We start from the raw sequence: 13,971 nt of genomic DNA on the forward strand, positions 1-13,971 counted from the left end.
CCCGTCGCGGTTCGATCTTTCTGCCGCTTTTTTTTACGCGTGCCGGATAACCGGAAAACAGGAGCAAGTAGATGGACTTAAATGCTGAGGTAGACAACCTGGTCAAGGTTTCCCAAACCTGGATCCCGATGATCATGGAATACGGCAGTCGTGTACTGTTGGCGGTCATCACCCTGGCCATCGGCTGGTGGCTGATCAACAAAGTCACGAAAAAGCTTGGCGGCCTGATTGCATTGCGTAACGCCGACCTGGCGCTGCAAGGCTTTATCAGCAGCCTGGCGAACATCATCCTCAAGATCCTGCTGATCGTCAGCGTGGCTTCGATGATTGGTGTGGAAACCACTTCGTTCGTGGCGGCGATTGGTGCGGCGGGTCTGGCCATTGGTCTGGCCTTGCAGGGTAGCCTGGCGAACTTCGCCGGCGGAGTGCTGATTTTGCTGTTCCGTCCATTTCGTATCGGTGACTGGATCGAGGCTCAGGGTGTCGCCGGCACCGTCGACAGCATCCAGATTTTCCATACCGTACTGCGTACCGGTGACAACAAAACCATCATCTTGCCCAACGGTAATCTGTCGAACGGCATTATCACCAACACCAATCGTCAGCCGACCCGCAAGGTCGTGTTTGATGTAGGCGTTGATTACGAAGCGGACTTGCAGAAAGCCCGTGAAGTGTTGCTGGAGTTGGCCAAGGATCCGCGTGTATTGATTGACCCGGCACCTCAGGCAGTCATTTCGACATTGGGTGACAGTTCTATCACTGTTTCTCTGCGTGTCTGGGTGAATACCGCGGATTATTGGGATGTGATGTTCATGTTCAACGAGCTGTCCCGTGATCGTCTGAGGGAGGCCGGCATCGATATTCCATTTCCACAACGGGTTATTCGCGTGGTTCAGGAGTCTGCTGCGCAGTGATTGGTTTTCGGGTCAATGCCTGACTATTCGGTCAGGCATGTTCTGCATGAACCTGATCGTTTAAACACACTGTTGTCACACCAACGAAAAAGGCCCATCCGAAGATGGGCCTTTTTTGATTACCGCGAACTAACTTTCTGCAATTACAGAATGTTGAGCGGGTAGTCGGTGATCAGGCGGAACTCAGAGATATCGCCTTCGCCTTCGTCAGCATTGGCGGTGTGCCATGCTTGACGGATGCGGAACGACAGATCTTTGGCTGGGCCGGATTGAACGACGTACTTGGCTTCCACGTTGGTTTCGTGGTGTTTGCCGTCTGCACCGTACAGACCGGTGTAGGTGCTGTTCGATGGAGTGTTGGTACCGTCGATGTTCCAACCATTCACGTAACGGACCATGAAGCTCAGGCCAGGTACGCCGTACTCGGCCATTTTCAGGTCGTAGCGGGCTTGTACCGACTTCTCGCCAGGGGCGTTGAAGTCAGAGTACTGGATGGAGTTGGCGAGGAAAATCGAGTCGCCACCACGGTTGTTGTCACCCACACCGATGTAGTCGAACGGGGTATCGCCGTTGACCTTCTGGAAGGCCAGGGTCAGGGTGTGTGCTTTCAGGAACGAGTAAGCAGCAGCCAGGGAGTAGGCGGTGTTGCTGATGTCGCCTGCTTTAGCGTTACCGGTATCCTTGGTGTTGTAGATGTTACCGTCGAAGTTGATCGAGTTATCGCCGCCCAGTGCGAGGGTGTAGTTCGCGTTGGCGTAGTACTGGTTCCAGACGTCTTCGAGCTTGGCACCGTAGAGCGATACGCTCAGGTCAGGGTTAATGCCGTACTTGCCACCGAAGTAGTCGATGGAGTTGGCTTGCACGCCAGCGTAGGTAGCCCACAGGCTGCCGTCACGGCCGTTGCTGTCCTGGCTGGTCGCCGAGTAGAAGTGACCGGCTTCGAGGTCGAGGTCTGTAACTTCGCTGCTCTGCAGTTGGATACCGCTGGCAGTTTGGTGAAGGATACGGGAACCGCCTACAGCGAACACCGGAGAGGTGCTTGGCTGCATGTCGCCGATTTTCAGCTCGGTCTTGGAGATGCGGAACTTGGCGGCAGCGCCGGCTTTGCCCTGGTTGTTGTTGACCTGGCCATCATCGTCCACGGACATGTTGCCCGAACCGGCATACTTGTCGGAACCGTCCAGCTTAATGGCCAGTTGGCCCCAGGCTTCAACGCCAACACCGATCAGACCTTGGGTGTAGCCCGAGCTGTACATGCCCTGGATGCCCTGGGTCCAGTCTTTGTCATCGACTGCGCCGTCTTTCTTGTTACGGTTGTAGTAGTAGTTGCGAACCAGCAAGTCGAGTTTGCTGTCTTCAACGAAACCTTTGGCTTCAGCCTGGTCACTTACGAAAGGGGCGGCCGTAGCCAATTGAGTACTGGCTGCTGCTGCAACTGCCAGTGCGATCATGCTCCACTTCATCACGCGCATCGTGATTTGCTCCTTTGGTTTTAGAAGAGTACTGCCGTCCCACCTGTTTTATTATCTGGGCGGCTCTTTCTTTTTGTGTCGGCGCAAACTTATATCACGCCGACAATGTTGGCGATACTTGCGTATCTAACCTTTCGCCTTCTTTACGACCCTGTCGCAAACAGCGTGCTAGATGTCGCAAATTTCCAGCTCCGACGCAACCGGGCTGACAACTTTAATGCTGTTTTCTGAACCTTGGCGTCGGTAAAAAGAGTCCTGGTGAAACGTTTGAATCTCCATCGGGCTACCTTGCCACTGTTTTTTTTGCCTCAAGACCTCCGCTTCCAGCGGGTGTCACTCAGGCGATATTGGGTATCAATGCAACAAGCGTGCACAAATACGGGTTTTGTAGCGGTTTTTTTCTCATTGGCCGTCTGACGCTGTAAAAACCTCATAAATCCGGGGGTTCAAGCACCTTTGGTTTGGGCTTGACGCCTTGCCTGACATCATGTTGTACCGTTCCGGTCGACTGCATGACAAGCAAAAATGTTACCGGTTCACCCCGTCAGTGAGTAAATGGCGGATGTCGAAGCATTCAGCGTAGACCCACTGTGCGGTTTTGGTGCAAAAAATTTTTGGCCTGATACTGAATTCATCCAGGTCGACCGCTTGTTCGAAGCGAACTCCTTGTTGTTAATCAGTCACTTCGGCGTTTTTTGCTGGTCTGTCGGTTCTGTAATGGTGCGCCACGACGAAAAGTGTCTCATCCGGGGGCGGGTTGTCAGCCTTTCGCTGGCGCTTATGGGCTCTGTGTAAGGTTCGCCGTGAAGCGTGCGCCGTTCGCAGGTATGCTGCCGTCCGGTCGCTTGGTGCGCCGTCCCATCAAGATGGGCGCTAAGCTGAAAAATGATGACCCGGCGGGAGTGCGCGCAGTGTTCGCTTTAGATCCACGACTTCAACAAGATACGTTACCGATCGGGGACTTTCCGCTCTGCCGGTTGCTGCTGTCCAACGACTCGAACTATCCCTGGTTCATCCTGGTACCTCGTCGTGAGGATATCAGCGAGATATTTCAGTTGGATGATGCAGACCAGCAGCAGCTTTGGAAGGAGACGACGACGCTTGCGCAACTGCTCAAGGACTCGTTCGATGCGGATAAATTGAATGTTGCGGCGCTGGGCAACGTTGTCAGTCAGTTGCATATGCATGTGATTGTGCGCAAACGCGAAGATGCCGCCTGGCCAGCGCCGGTTTGGGGGAAACATCCGGCAAAACCCTATGGTTCGGAGCAAATCGCCGCCATTCGCGAACGTTTGCGCCTGATTTTGACCGATGATTTTACGTTTCTGGAGGGCTGAACCATGAGCCTGGAAGAACGCGTTACCGATCTGGAAAGCCGCCTGGCGTTTCAGGATGACACCATCCAGGCATTGAATGATGTGCTGGTGGAGCAGCAGAGGGTGGTCGAGCGTCTGCAGCTGCAAATGGAAGCATTGCTCAAACGGCAGGAGGAAATGGTCGGCCAGTTCGGGTCATTCGAAGAGGAAGCGCCACCGCCGCACTATTAAGCAAGGCGCAAGCATAAAAAAACCGCGAACAGCTCGGGCTGTGCGCGGTTTTTTTTAGCCTTGAATCAGCGGCGCGGCAGTGCGGCGATCACATCTTCGGCTTGCAGGCCCTTGTCACGATTCATGACGGAGAACTCCACGCGCTGGCCTTCGACCAGGACACGGTGTCCTTCGCCGCGAATGGCCCGGAAGTGCACGAAAATATCGTCACCGGAGTCGCGGGAAATAAAGCCGAAGCCTTTGGAGGTGTTGAACCACTTGACGGTGCCGGTATCGCGGTTGCTCATGTCGTAGTTTGGCGAGGCAGCGACCGGTGATGACTTGTAGAAACTGATGGCCAGGTGCAGAAAAACAGCAACCACGGCGGCGATCAGGCTGAACAGAACGGCGGGTTGACCGGCGATGACAGGCATCGGTGCGATCAGCGTCAGGGTTTGCAGGACCACAGCCAGAACCAGCAGGGCGCTGACCAGGTTTTGCAGTTGATGGCGCGGGCCTTTGTTCCAGTAAGGGATGACAGGTGCAAGTGTGAGGTTGAGCAGGCCGAAAAAGGCCAGGTACAGAGCATCGGGTTGTTGCAGGTAAGGTAACGCCTCGGACTGCAGGCTAGGGATGAAGGACAGCAGCAAGGCCGCTGCGCCTATCAGTAGATGGACGATTTTCAACATTTTGATTAACTCACGTTAAGGCAGCTCACAAGGAAGAGCTGATGGCGCACGGTTCGCTTCAAGACAATAAAGAGGCGTTGGACACGTACCCGGTATCAGCCTATGCGCCGTACCCGGAAAAATTGGCACTGGCGACACGCCGTCTATTTAACAGCAAAGCTGCAGGCTACTCAAATCAGGGCGTCCGGCGGCTCTTTTTGGAGGGGTTTACCGCAGGTTGCCCGAAGTTCCGGGGCTGCGGTAAGGCGGCTGACTTGCTGTCCAGCGTATGCAGGGGCATGAAAAAAAACGGCGTGGATGCTTCGCGCTCTGCTGGAGCAGTAACACTCGCGTGCGCGGATGACGCCTTCAAGTGTTGTTCGCGCTCTTCTTTCCTACGCCATTCAATACTGTACTTCTGAAGGGGGAGTCACTTCGCTGCGTGGGAAATTGTCCTGAGTAGGACGTTATCCCGAATCTGCCAGCAGTTGTTGGCTTATCCTACGTCCAAGGTCATAAAGTCGTCTGGATATACCTCTGCACCTGCGTTTTTATAAGTCGACAGACAGTTGCTCTTAAAGAAACCAGGATGGCAAAGGAGTGTCAGCGTTATGGTTTATGACAGGCAGGAAGAGGGGCGATACGCTTCGCACAAGGATGTAAGGGTTGATCCATTCGTTCGTGAGTTCGATATGGGGTTGGCCCAGCCTTTGTCTCGCTCCGTACGATTGAATGGCTTCGCCACCTGTTTGCGGCTTGAGCAGGTTTATTGGGATATTTTGGGGGAAATGGCCCGGGTCAATTGTTGCTCGGTCAGTAGCCTGTTATCTCATGTGGACCGCGAAGTTCACTTGCGTCACGGCGGGGTAAGGAATTTCAGCGGATTGGTGCGGGTGGTCTGTGTCGTACACAGTCTCAAGGAAGGGGGGGGGCATCGTCACAGCCTAGTCTGATCGGCGAAAGTAGCAGAGTGTCGGGCTGTGCAGTCTTACGGCTGCACAGGCTGCGTTTAATGGATATAATCCCGCTCTTTGCCGCAAAACCCTGCGTATGCGGTAGCAATCTGATCGCCGAGACAACCCCCATGCCGATGTACGATTATCAATGTGCTTCCTGTGGTCATCAGTTGGAAGCCATTCAAAAGATCAGCGATGCACCGCTGGTCGACTGCCCTGCCTGTCAGGCGCCAGAGCTTAAAAAACTGCTGTCCATGCCGGGCTTCCGCCTCAGCGGCACGGGTTGGTACGAAACCGATTTCAAGACCGGTTCCAAGAAGAACCTGGCCGGCGGCGACAAAGCTGACTAAGGTCTGGAACCTGGGTTGAACCACACGCGTGAGCTCTTGCATCACCTGGCGACTTTTTTAAAGACGGGGCTGTTGCAGGATCTCCAACCGAATTTCGAATTACGAGAAGTGAAAACACGACCATGATGCGCAGCCATTATTGCGGCCAACTGAACGAAAGCCTGGACGGCCAGGAAATTACCCTTTGTGGATGGGTCCACCGTCGCCGTGACCACGGTGGGGTGATTTTCCTCGATATCCGTGATCGTGATGGTCTGGCCCAGGTCGTGTTCGATCCGGACCGCGCTGAAACCTTCGCCGCTGCCGATCGTGTGCGCAGCGAGTACGTCGTGAAGATCACCGGCAAGGTGCGCCTGCGTCCGGCCGGTGCGACCAACGCCAACATGGCGTCGGGCATGATCGAAGTCCTCGGCTATGAGCTGGAAGTACTGAACGAGTCGGAAACCCCGCCGTTCCCGCTGAACGAGTTCTCCGACGTCGGCGAAGAAACCCGCCTGCGCTATCGCTTCCTGGATCTGCGTCGTCCGGAAATGGCCGAGAAGCTGCGTCTGCGTTCGCGCATGACCACCAGCATCCGTCGCTACCTGGACGAGAACGGCTTCCTCGACGTAGAAACGCCGATCCTGACCCGTGCCACCCCTGAAGGTGCTCGCGACTACCTGGTGCCGAGCCGTACTCATGCCGGTTCGTTCTTCGCCTTGCCGCAATCGCCACAGCTGTTCAAGCAGCTGCTGATGGTGGCCGGCTTCGACCGTTACTACCAGATCGCCAAGTGCTTCCGTGACGAAGACCTGCGTGCCGACCGTCAGCCGGAATTCACCCAGATCGACATCGAGACCAGCTTCCTCGATGAAAAAGACATCATGGGCCTCACTGAAGGCATGATCCGCAACCTGTTCAAGGAAGTGCTGGATCTGGAATTCGGTGAGTTCCCGCACATGACCTTTGAAGAGGCCATGCGCCGTTACGGTTCCGACAAGCCGGACCTGCGTAACCCGCTGGAACTGGTTGACGTTGCCGATCAACTCAAGGAAGTCGATTTCAAGGTGTTCAGCGGCCCGGCCAACGACCCGAAATGCCGCATCGCCGCCCTGCGCGTTCCGGGCGGGGCAAGCATGCCGCGCAAGCAGATCGACGATTACACCAAGTTTGTCGGTATCTATGGTGCCAAGGGCCTGGCGTACATCAAGGTCAACGAGCGCGCCAAAGGCGTCGAAGGCCTGCAGTCGCCAATCGTGAAGAACATCCCTGAAGACAACCTCAACGTGATCCTCGATCGCGTGGGTGCGGTCGACGGCGATATCGTGTTCTTCGGCGCCGACAAGGCCAAGATCGTCAGCGAGGCCCTGGGCGCGCTGCGGATCAAGCTCGGCCACGACCTGGAGCTGCTGACCTGCAAGTGGGCACCGATGTGGGTCGTCGACTTCCCGATGTTCGAAGAGAACGACGACGGCAGCTTCAGCGCCTTGCACCACCCGTTCACCGCGCCGAAGTGCACCCCGCAAGAGCTCGAAGCCAACCCGGCTGGCGCTCTGTCCCGTGCCTACGACATGGTGTTGAACGGTACCGAGCTGGGTGGCGGTTCGATCCGTATCCACCGCAAGGAAATGCAACAATCGGTGTTCCGTCTGCTGGGTATCAATGAAGCCGAACAGGAAGAGAAATTCGGCTTCCTGCTCGACGCCCTGAAGTATGGCGCGCCGCCGCACGGTGGTCTGGCCTTCGGTCTGGACCGTCTGGTGATGCTGATGACCGGCGCCCAGTCGATCCGTGAAGTGATCGCCTTCCCGAAAACCCAGAGCGCGGCGGACGTCATGACTCAGGCACCGGGCCAGGTGGATGCCAAGGCATTGCGCGAACTGCACATTCGTCTGCGCGAAACGCCTAAGGCTGAGTAAGGTTGACCTGAAGGCGCATCTTCGGATGCGCCTTTTTTCTATCTATAAAGATTGAAAACGGGTCGGGATTTTTATTTGCCGGCTGGCGCATCATGGCGTGGCGGGCAATGTTTCAAAGAGAATTCGGAGCGAGTTATGGCAGGTCATTCCAAGTGGGCGAACATCAAGCACCGCAAAGAACGTCAGGATGCCAAGAGAGGCAAGATCTTCACCAAATGGATTCGCGAGCTGACCGTCGCTGCCCGTCAGGGTGGCGGTGATCCGGGCTCCAACCCGCGTCTGCGCCTGGCGCTGGACAAGGCCCTTGGTGCGAACATGAGTCGTGACATCATCGATCGTGCCATTGCCCGCGGCACCGGGGCTGCCGATACCGATGATGTGGTCGAATTGACCTACGAGGGCTACGGTCCTGGCGGCGTGGCGGTGATGGTCGAGTGCATGACCGACAACCGCAACCGTACGGCGGCTGCGGTTCGCCATGCCTTCAGCAAGTGCGGCGGCAATCTTGGTACCGATGGCTCGGTAGCGTACCTGTTCGAGCGCAAGGGGCAGATTTCCTTCGCTCAAGGTGTGGATGAAGACGCGTTGATGGAAGCGGCCATGGAGGCCGATGCCGATGACGTGGTGACCAACGAAGACGGTTCCATCGATGTGTTCACCTCGTTTGCCGGTTTCTATTCCGTGCGTAACGCACTGGAAGCGGCGGGTTTCAAAGGTGACGACGCGGAAATCGTCATGTTGCCAACCACCAGCGCCGAGCTCGATCTGGAAGGCGCCGAGAAAGTCCTCAAGCTGATCGACATGCTCGAAGACCTGGATGACGTGCAAAACGTCTATTCCAACGCGGAGATTCCGGAGTCGGTGGCCGCGCAGCTCGGTTAAAGGCGACTAAGATCCAGTGTGGGAGCGGGCTTGCTCGCGAATGCGGACTTGCAGGCAACGTCGTTGCTGAATACTAAGCCGTCTTCGCGAGCAAGCCCGCTCCCACATTTGTTTCATTGAATACAGTGCACTTCCTTAATCTGCAGGCGTTATGACTTTAATTCTTGGTATCGACCCCGGCTCACGCATCACCGGTTATGGCGTGGTTCGTGATACCGGCCGTGGCTGCGAATACGTGGCCTCCGGTTGTATCCGCACCGGTGCCGGCGAGTTGCATGAGCGCCTGCAGATTGTCTATCGCGGTGTGCGGGAGATCATTCAGACCTACGGTCCGGTCACCATGGGCATTGAAAAAGTGTTCATGGCCCGTAACGCCGACTCCGCCCTGAAACTGGGGCAGGCCCGTGGCGCCGCAATCGTGGCGGGGGCGGAAGAGAGTCTGGAAATCGCCGAGTACACGGCGACGCAGGTCAAGCAGGCAGTAGTCGGCACCGGTGCGGCCAACAAGGAGCAGGTGCAGATGATGGTCATGCATATGTTAAAGCTGACCAGCAAACCGCAAATCGATGCTTCGGACGCCCTGGCCATTGCCATCTGCCATGCTCATACCCGTTCCAGCCTGCTGCCCCATGGTTTGGGAGCAGCACGCAGTCGTGGCGGGCGCCTGCGTCTCTGATAGCATCAGCAATCATTTTTATGGGGTGGGGGCGTTTCGCCTGGGTTGTCGGCGGTACTCCCTCGCTCTATCAGTCGCTGGCCCAGAGCTGGCCAACGCTCAAGGATTTGTAATGTGATTGGACGTTTGCGCGGCACCCTGGCTGAGAAGCAGCCACCGCATCTGATTCTGGATGTAAACGGTCTGGGTTATGAGCTTGAAGTGCCCATGACGACTCTTTACCGCTTGCCGTCGGTCGGTGAGCCGCTGACCTTGCACACCCATTTGGTGGTGCGCGAAGACGCGCAGTTACTTTATGGTTTTGTCGGCAAGCGTGAGCGCGACTTTTTTCGTGAATTGATCCGCCTCAATGGCGTCGGGCCGAAGCTGGCGCTGGCCTTGATGTCAAGCCTGGAAGTCGACGAGCTGGTGCGTTGCGTGCAGTCCCAGGACACTTCGGCGCTGACCAAGGTCCCGGGCGTCGGCAAGAAAACCGCTGAGCGCTTGCTGGTGGAACTCAAGGATCGCTTCAAGGCCTGGGAAACCGTACCGGCCATGTTCGCCTTGGTGCCGAACCAGCCGGATGGGCCGGCCCCGGTGAACACTGCCGAAAATGACGCTGTCAGCGCCTTGATCTCCCTGGGCTACAAGCCGCAGGAAGCCAGCAAGGCGGTTTCTGCAATCAAGGATAAAGGTTTGAGCAGCGAAGACATGATCCGCCGTGCCTTGAAGGGAATGATCTAAGTGATTGAAGCTGATCGTCTGATCGCTGCCACGCACAGCCCGCGTGAGCGCGAAGAAGTCCAGGACCGGGCGATTCGCCCGCTCAGCCTGGCCGAGTACATTGGCCAGCCGACCGTTCGCGAGCAGATGGAATTGTTCATTCAGGCTGCCCGCGGTCGTAACGAATCCCTGGATCACACGCTGATCTTCGGGCCGCCGGGCCTGGGCAAGACCACCCTCGCCAACATCATCGCCCAGGAAATGGGCGTATCGATCAAAAGCACCTCGGGGCCGGTGCTGGAGCGACCCGGTGACCTGGCGGCGCTGTTGACCAACCTTGAGCCCCACGATGTGCTGTTTATCGACGAGATCCATCGCCTGTCGCCCATCGTTGAGGAAGTGCTGTACCCGGCCATGGAAGATTTCCAGCTCGACATCATGATCGGTGAGGGGCCGGCCGCACGTTCGATCAAGCTGGATCTGCCGCCGTTTACCCTGGTCGGCGCGACGACGCGGGCGGGGATGCTCACCAACCCGCTGCGCGACCGTTTCGGCATCGTCCAGCGCCTGGAGTTCTATAGCAACGCCGACCTGGCAACCATTGTCGGTCGTTCGGCGAACATCCTCGGTTTGCCGCTCGACCCGGAAGGTGCCTTCGAAATCGCCCGTCGCGCCCGTGGCACGCCACGAATCGCCAACCGACTGCTGCGTCGGGTGCGTGATTTCGCCGAAGTTCGTGCCAAGGGGCATATCACCAAGCCGATTGCCGACCTGGCGCTGAACCTGCTGGACGTCGACGAGCGTGGTTTCGATCACCAGGACCGGCGCCTGTTGCTGACCATGATCGAGAAATTCGACGGCGGGCCAGTCGGGGTCGACAGCCTGGCTGCTGCCATCAGCGAGGAGCGTCACACCATTGAAGACGTGCTGGAGCCTTATCTGATCCAGCAGGGCTACATCATGCGCACGCCACGGGGGCGGGTGGTGACGCGGCATGCCTACCTGCATTTCGGTTTAAACATCCCGTCACGATTGGGCGAAATGCCCGTGGTAGACGAGTTCCTCGATGCCAGTGACGATTAATTAACGTTGCGTGCTGATTTTTTCGGGCAATGTAGGGTCCCAGGACCGTACTTTCGCAAGAAAGCCGCAGAACAATGAAAAACAGTTGCCTGGCCGGATTGGCAACCTGAGGAGTAAGCACTAGAGTATGCGCGCGCAAAACGGGCTTGAGCCTTTCGCACATCGTTGTCGCGTTTATTACGAGGACACCGATGCGGGCGGCATCGTGTATTACGTCAATTACCTCAAGTTTATGGAACGGGCTCGAACCGAACGGCTACGAGATCTGGGCTTTGCCCAATCGCAGCTTGCCGGGGAGGACCTGTTGTTCGTCGTGCATTCCAGCGAAGCGCGCTACCACGCGCCGGCGCGACTGGATGACGAACTGCTGGTAAGCGCTGAAGTAATCGAATTGAACCGTGCCAGCCTGCGCTTTAAACAGCAGGTCAGGCGGGCGACGGATAATGTGCTGCTCTGCGAAGGGCAGTTTCTGGTGGCCTGTGTGCGCACTGAAAGTTTGAAACCCCGGGCCATTCCCGAAGCTCTACGAGCGGCCTTTGCCGACGTGAGCGGCGCGGGTACACACTCAAAGCAGGAGATAAAGCGTGGAAGCTAACGTCGTCGACCATTCCTCCATGTGGAGCCTGGTCAGCAATGCCAGTATCGTGGTGCAACTGGTAATGCTGATCCTGGTAGCCGCATCGGTGACCTCGTGGATCATGATCTTTCAGCGCAGCAACCTGCTGCGCGCCGGTCGACGTGCCCTGGAGAGCTTTGAAGAGCGCTTCTGGTCGGGAATCGACCTGTCCAAGCTCTACCGTCAGGCCGGCAGCAACCCGGACCCTGATTCGGGTGTCGAGCAAATCTTCCGTGCCGGTTTCAAGGAATTCTCCCGTCTGCGCCAGCAGTCAGGCGTTGACCCGGAGGCCGTCATGGAAGGTGTGGCCCGCGCCATGCGCGTTGCCATTTCCCGCGAAGAAGAGAAGCTCGAGCAGAGCCTGCCGTTCCTGGCCACTGTCGGCTCCGTCAGCCCGTACATCGGTCTGTTCGGTACCGTTTGGGGGATCATGAACTCCTTCCGTGGTCTGGCGACCGCCCAGCAAGCGACCCTGGCCACTGTGGCCCCGGGTATCGCCGAAGCACTGATCGCCACGGCCATCGGTCTGTTCGCTGCCATTCCAGCCGTTATCGCTTACAACCGTTTTGCTGCTCGCAGCGAAACCCTGCTGGGCCGCTACTACACCTTCGCCGACGAGTTCCAGGCGATCCTGCACCGCAAAGTGCACACCAGCGAAGAATAAGCAGGTAATTTCCAATGGCTTTAATCGCTCGAGCTCGCAAAAAGCGCAAGCCGGTCGCCGAGATGAACGTGGTGCCTTACATCGACGTGATGTTGGTGCTGCTGGTCATTTTCATGGTGACCGCGCCGATGCTCAATCAGGGCGTGAAAGTTGATCTGCCCAAGGTTTCCAGCGAAGCCTTGCCGCAGGACAACAACACCCAGGTCCTGACCATTTCCATCAAATCCGACAAGACTTATTACTGGAACCTCGGCAGCGAAGTCGACACAGACAAGCAGCAGGACCGGGCCATGACGTTGCCGCAGATGACTGACGCCGTGACCAAGATCATTCGCGTCGGCAATGAAAACGGCAAGCACACCCAAGTCTTCATTCGCGGTGACAAATCCGTCGATTACGGCTCCGTCATGGGCGCCATGGGCGGGTTGCAGAAAGCCGGGGTCGGTAATGTTGGCTTGATCACCGAGGCGCCCTGATGCAGCAACAGCGAGAGCCGTCCGCCTCGGAAAGCTACTTCTGGCCTAGTGTCTGGGCGATTGGCTTGCACGTGCTGGTGTTCGGCATGCTGTTCGTCAGTTTTGCCTTTACCCCGGAACTGCCGCCGGCCAAGCCGATTGTCCAGGCGACCTTGTACCAGCTGAAATCGAAAAGTCGGGCGACCACCCAGACCAATCAGAAGATTGCCGGTGAGGCGCAGAAATCTGCTGCGCGTCAGACCGAAGTCGAGCAGATGGAGCAGAAAAAGGTCGAGCAGGAAGCGGTGAAGGCGGCGGAACAAAAGAAAGAAGAGGCGGCTCAAAAGGCCGAGGAAGCCAAGAAGGCCGATGAGGCCAAGAAAGCGGACGAGGCGAAAAAGGCTGATGAAGCCAAGAAAGCCGACGACGCGAAGAAAGCCGCGGAAGCCAAGAAGGCAGAAGAGAAACAATTGGCTGATATAGCCAAGAAGAAAGCTGAAGAAGAAGCCAAGAAGGCTGCTGAAGAAGAGGCCAAGAAAGCGGCCGCTGAAGAAGCCAAGAAAAAGATCGTCGAAGACGCGAAGAAGAAAGCCGCGGAAGACGCCAAGAAGAAAGCCGAGGCTGAAGAGGCGAAGAAGAAAGTCGCCGAAGAAGCGAAGAAGAAAGCTGCTGCCGATGCTGCGAAGAAGAAATCGCAGGACGCGGCGCGTAAATCCGCCGAAGACAAAAAGGCCCAGGCCCTGGCAGATTTGCTTTCCGATACGCCGCAGCGTCAGCAGGCCTTGGCCGATGAGCAGGGTGACGAAGTCGCCGGCAGTTTCGATGATCTGATTCGTGCGCGTGCAGCGGAAGGCTGGGCTCGTCCACCTTCGGCGCGCAAAGGCATGACGGTCGTATTGCAAATCGGCATGTTGCCGGACGGTACGGTGACTTCGGTCAGCGTGTCCAAGTCCAGTGGCGACGGTCCGTTTGACGCATCGGCTGTTGCAGCGGTCAAGAATATTGGACGTTTGACAGAAATGCAGGGAATGAAGCCGAGTGATTTCGCTCCGTATCGTTCATTCAAGATGACATTCACACCTGAGGATCTAGCCTTGTGAGAAACCTTC

The 13,971-nt window shown here is 57.0% G+C and carries 17 protein-coding genes; 15 read left to right on the plus strand and 2 right to left on the minus strand.

Annotated features, from left to right (window positions below):
• Positions 1-71 precede the first annotated feature (71 nt).
• Positions 72-914, plus strand: a complete 843-nt coding sequence (locus ABIA48_RS20770) for a mechanosensitive ion channel family protein (protein WP_007990748.1) — start codon at positions 72-74, stop codon at positions 912-914.
• 143 nt (positions 915-1,057) lie between these two features.
• On the opposite strand, the gene ABIA48_RS20775 is transcribed toward ABIA48_RS20770, so the two are convergent.
• Positions 1,058-2,386, minus strand: coding sequence for an OprD family porin (locus ABIA48_RS20775; RefSeq protein ID WP_429491013.1), 1,329 nt, complete (start codon positions 2,384-2,386; stop codon positions 1,058-1,060).
• Positions 2,387-3,297: 911 nt separating this feature from the next.
• Between ABIA48_RS20775 and ABIA48_RS20780 the strand changes: the two genes are divergently transcribed.
• Both ABIA48_RS20780 and ABIA48_RS20785 read left to right on the plus strand, forming a co-directional pair.
• Positions 3,298-3,723, plus strand: a complete 426-nt coding sequence (locus ABIA48_RS20780; RefSeq protein ID WP_429492897.1) for an HIT family protein — start codon at positions 3,298-3,300, stop codon at positions 3,721-3,723.
• 3 nt (positions 3,724-3,726) lie between these two features.
• A complete protein-coding gene (locus ABIA48_RS20785) occupies positions 3,727-3,933 on the plus strand; it encodes a SlyX family protein (protein WP_429491015.1) in 207 nt (68 codons plus the stop codon).
• A 65-nt stretch (positions 3,934-3,998) separates the two neighbouring features.
• Here ABIA48_RS20785 and ABIA48_RS20790 read toward each other — a convergent pair whose 3' ends face one another.
• Entirely contained in the window at positions 3,999-4,601 is a 603-nt protein-coding gene (locus ABIA48_RS20790) for a cold-shock protein (protein ID WP_310054318.1), read from the minus strand.
• 41 nt (positions 4,602-4,642) lie between these two features.
• Here ABIA48_RS20790 and ABIA48_RS20795 point away from each other — a divergent pair, with 41 nt between their 5' ends.
• The 12 genes from ABIA48_RS20795 to tolA all read left to right on the plus strand — a co-directional run bounded on the left by ABIA48_RS20795 (position 4,643) and on the right by tolA (position 13,962).
• Entirely contained in the window at positions 4,643-5,002 is a 360-nt protein-coding gene (locus ABIA48_RS20795) for a hypothetical protein (RefSeq protein ID WP_429491017.1), read from the plus strand.
• Between the two features lie 189 nt (positions 5,003-5,191).
• On the plus strand, positions 5,192-5,533 hold the full coding sequence (locus tag ABIA48_RS20800) for a ribbon-helix-helix domain-containing protein (RefSeq protein WP_429491019.1): 342 nt from the start codon (positions 5,192-5,194) through the stop codon (positions 5,531-5,533).
• 131 nt (positions 5,534-5,664) lie between these two features.
• Entirely contained in the window at positions 5,665-5,886 is a 222-nt protein-coding gene (locus ABIA48_RS20805) for an FmdB family zinc ribbon protein (protein ID WP_032829812.1), read from the plus strand.
• Between the two features lie 122 nt (positions 5,887-6,008).
• Positions 6,009-7,784 carry an aspartate--tRNA ligase gene (gene aspS, locus ABIA48_RS20810; RefSeq protein WP_429491021.1) on the plus strand — a complete coding sequence of 592 codons (1,776 nt, stop codon included), beginning with the start codon at positions 6,009-6,011 and terminating at the stop codon, positions 7,782-7,784.
• A gap of 135 nt (positions 7,785-7,919) precedes the next feature.
• Positions 7,920-8,666, plus strand: coding sequence for a YebC/PmpR family DNA-binding transcriptional regulator (locus ABIA48_RS20815; RefSeq protein ID WP_429491023.1), 747 nt, complete (start codon positions 7,920-7,922; stop codon positions 8,664-8,666).
• Positions 8,667-8,817: 151 nt separating this feature from the next.
• Positions 8,818-9,342: a crossover junction endodeoxyribonuclease RuvC gene (gene ruvC, locus ABIA48_RS20820; protein WP_007990733.1), complete on the plus strand. Its 525-nt coding sequence runs from the start codon at positions 8,818-8,820 to the stop codon at positions 9,340-9,342.
• 114 nt (positions 9,343-9,456) lie between these two features.
• Positions 9,457-10,065 carry a Holliday junction branch migration protein RuvA gene (gene ruvA / locus ABIA48_RS20825; RefSeq protein WP_007990731.1) on the plus strand — a complete coding sequence of 203 codons (609 nt, stop codon included), beginning with the start codon at positions 9,457-9,459 and terminating at the stop codon, positions 10,063-10,065.
• Entirely contained in the window at positions 10,066-11,127 is a 1,062-nt protein-coding gene (gene ruvB / locus ABIA48_RS20830) for a Holliday junction branch migration DNA helicase RuvB (protein ID WP_429491026.1), read from the plus strand. It abuts the gene before it with no gap.
• A gap of 127 nt (positions 11,128-11,254) precedes the next feature.
• Entirely contained in the window at positions 11,255-11,722 is a 468-nt protein-coding gene (gene ybgC / locus ABIA48_RS20835) for a tol-pal system-associated acyl-CoA thioesterase (RefSeq protein WP_007990726.1), read from the plus strand.
• Positions 11,712-12,407 (plus strand): protein TolQ, encoded by a 696-nt coding sequence (gene tolQ / locus ABIA48_RS20840; RefSeq protein ID WP_007897030.1) that lies wholly within the window; start codon positions 11,712-11,714, stop codon positions 12,405-12,407. The genes ybgC and tolQ overlap by 11 nt, the downstream gene beginning before the upstream one ends.
• Positions 12,408-12,430: 23 nt before the next feature.
• A complete protein-coding gene (tolR, locus tag ABIA48_RS20845) occupies positions 12,431-12,883 on the plus strand; it encodes a protein TolR (protein ID WP_162130292.1) in 453 nt (150 codons plus the stop codon).
• Entirely contained in the window at positions 12,883-13,962 is a 1,080-nt protein-coding gene (gene tolA, locus ABIA48_RS20850) for a cell envelope integrity protein TolA (protein ID WP_007977318.1), read from the plus strand. The genes tolR and tolA overlap by 1 nt, the downstream gene beginning before the upstream one ends.
• Positions 13,963-13,971 lie beyond the last annotated feature (9 nt).

This window comes from Pseudomonas sp. S30_BP2TU TE3576 (assembly GCF_050436025.1).
In the GTDB taxonomy this organism is placed as follows: domain Bacteria; phylum Pseudomonadota; class Gammaproteobacteria; order Pseudomonadales; family Pseudomonadaceae; genus Aquipseudomonas.